Annotated in this window: 2 protein-coding genes and 1 pseudogene; all 3 read left to right on the top strand. The window is 42.1% G+C overall.

Annotated features, from left to right (window positions below; genetic code table 11):
* Positions 1-389 precede the first annotated feature (389 nt).
* The 3 genes and pseudogenes from F6K20_RS34470 (at position 390) to F6K20_RS34460 (ending at position 2357) form a co-directional block, all read left to right on the top strand.
* Positions 390-827, top strand: a pseudogene (locus tag F6K20_RS34470) (SRPBCC family protein).
* Between the two features lie 15 nt (positions 828-842).
* Positions 843-1358, top strand: coding sequence for a cupin domain-containing protein (locus F6K20_RS34465; RefSeq protein WP_071106500.1), 516 nt, complete (start codon positions 843-845; stop codon positions 1356-1358).
* Positions 1359-1388: 30 nt separating this feature from the next.
* A complete protein-coding gene (locus tag F6K20_RS34460) occupies positions 1389-2357 on the top strand; it encodes a hypothetical protein (protein ID WP_287297798.1) in 969 nt (322 codons plus the stop codon).
* The last annotated feature ends 26 nt before the right edge of the window (positions 2358-2383 follow it).

Genomic DNA, 2383 nt, shown 5'->3' with positions numbered 1-2383 from the left:
TATTCGCCAACGGAAAGCGCACCTCTTGATGCAGTGCGGTCTTGGGGTTTCCCCCCAAGACCGCACTGCATCGCTTCTGAGTAAGGCTTATAGAATTTAGATGCGTTTGCCCTGCCTGTTGGCAGGGCTGTTTCATTGGCAATCTGCGATCGCCTTTGGCGGGCTCTTCGAGCCATCGCGGCGACTGAGTATGGTATTATCTCAGAGGTCGGGTCTTTTGTCTTGTCTGATGGTTATTTACTCACTTGCGCCCTTGTGGGACCTGTCTAGGTCAGGAAGAAAAAAGACATGGAAACCTGACAAAAGTTGATGACTGTATCATTTAATGTTGTTAATTTTGTCCTAATTGTTGAATAATCGAGTAGATTAGTATAGAGAATATCGACAGAATGACTAGAGTTTTTACAAGTGCTGTTATCAATACTAATATTGATAAAGTCTGGATGAAGATCAGAGATTTTAATGCTATGCCTAACTGGCATCCAGCTATTGCTAACAGTTACATATAAAATGGTGAACCCAGCGATAAAGTTGGCTGTATTCGTAATTTTAATCTCAAAGAAGGGGGGAATATTCGAGAGAAGCTATTGGTTCTAAGCGACTTAGATTATTTATTTTCCTACTCAATTCTCGAATCCCCCATGCCATTAACGAACTATGTGGCAACATTTCAGCTTAAGCCAATCACAGATGGAGATCTAACTTATGCTGAATGGACAGCAATATTCGACTGTGACCCCCAAGACGAAAAGCATCTGATTAAGTTGATAGGTGATGGTGTTTTTCAGACAGGTTTCAACGCATTGAACCAGATATTTAATAAATAATGAAGAACCGTTAAAATGCCAGATGCACAGTATTGGATCGAGAAACTCAAACTCGATAAATTAGAAGAGATTGGCGGCTACTTTCGCTCACATCTTAAATCAGAAAAAACAGTCTCTCAGATAGCTGGTTCTGAAGGTGGCAATGAGCGTAGATTGTGGGAAGTCAATTATTACCTCCTGCAGAATAATGATGTTACAGCACTTCATCAACTCAAGCAAGATGAAATATGGCATTTTTACGCAGGTAACCCATTGGCTCTTCATATATTCCCCAATGATGGAAATTACCGGAAAATTAAGCTGGGTAGTAACTTGGACGCGGGTGAAGTTTTTCAGGCAGTTGCCCCACATGATACTTGGTTTGGGGCGACAATGCTTGAAGCCAATTCTTTTGCGCTAGTTGGTACTACTCTAGCGCCCGGTTGGCATCCAACCGATTCCACAAAACCTACTCCTAATCAGTTGGAAAAATTGATGGAAATTTATCCACAACATCAAGAGTTAATTAAGCGATTAACGCTGACTATATAGCTGTAATTTCTATTAAATAGAGTAACGTTGATGACTGTATTATCATCACCCAATTTTAATTATGGGTATTCCACGCCGGGTCAACAGGAACTTAATAGTCAAGACATCATGAACCATGTCTTTTTTCTCTCCCCCAGTGAATGGAAAAAGACGCGAGAAGAAAAACAATTTGACTATATCGTTATTGGCAGTGGCTTTTGTGCTCTTGGCTTTATTGAGAGAGTTCTAAAAAAAGATGATAATGCTAGAATTCTGCTCATCGAACGCGGGTCATTTTTCCTGCCAGAACACGTTCAAAACTTACCGAACTCCTACCAAAAACTGTTACTCAAGCAGGCGTTAAAAACCTTTCCCTGGACTTTATCATCTAAGACCCTTAATCTTAATAAATATATTAAATGGCAGCATGGGATAATCCCCTTTTTCGGAGGTGCTTCCACCCTATGGAGTGCCTGGTGTCCTGAACCGACAACAGAGGAAATGAACGGTTGGCCTCAAGCAACGATTAAGGCAGCGCAAGACTATTTCAAGACGGCGAAAATGTTGCTGAATGTGGTTGGAGCCAATCACGAAGAAACCGGAAATATCTTTGACCACTGGCAAAATCAACTAACTGAGAGATTGAAGCAGAATCTTCAGGATATTAAGTCAGCCACCCGCGTCGAACATGCTCAGATTGCGGTCGGCACTCCAACGATTACATCCACTGACGTGGAAAAGTTTTCCACACCAGGGCCACTTCTGGATCAGGTAATAAAATGCCAGGAAGAAGCCAAAAAACGTCAGATTGATTCCCGACTGAGTATTGTCACCGAATGTATAGTGACACGGATCTGGCAACAGGAAAACCAAGCAACAGCATTGGAAACAACCCGTGGGGTGGTCAATGTTGGCGATATTGACACTCCCCGTCCTTTAAGGACGGGGATTCTTACTTCAACGAGCTGTCTTGCGTATAGCAGGTCGGAACCAGAAAAAGTAGAGGGCAATTCGACCTAAGCGTTTAAATCAAAGATTTAGGTTTC

It is taken from the genome of Moorena sp. SIO2C4 (genome assembly GCF_010672485.1).
Taxonomy (GTDB): domain Bacteria; phylum Cyanobacteriota; class Cyanobacteriia; order Cyanobacteriales; family Coleofasciculaceae; genus Moorena; species Moorena producens.
Note: the sequence above shows the minus strand (reverse complement) of the source record. Positions and strands in the feature narration are given on the sequence as shown.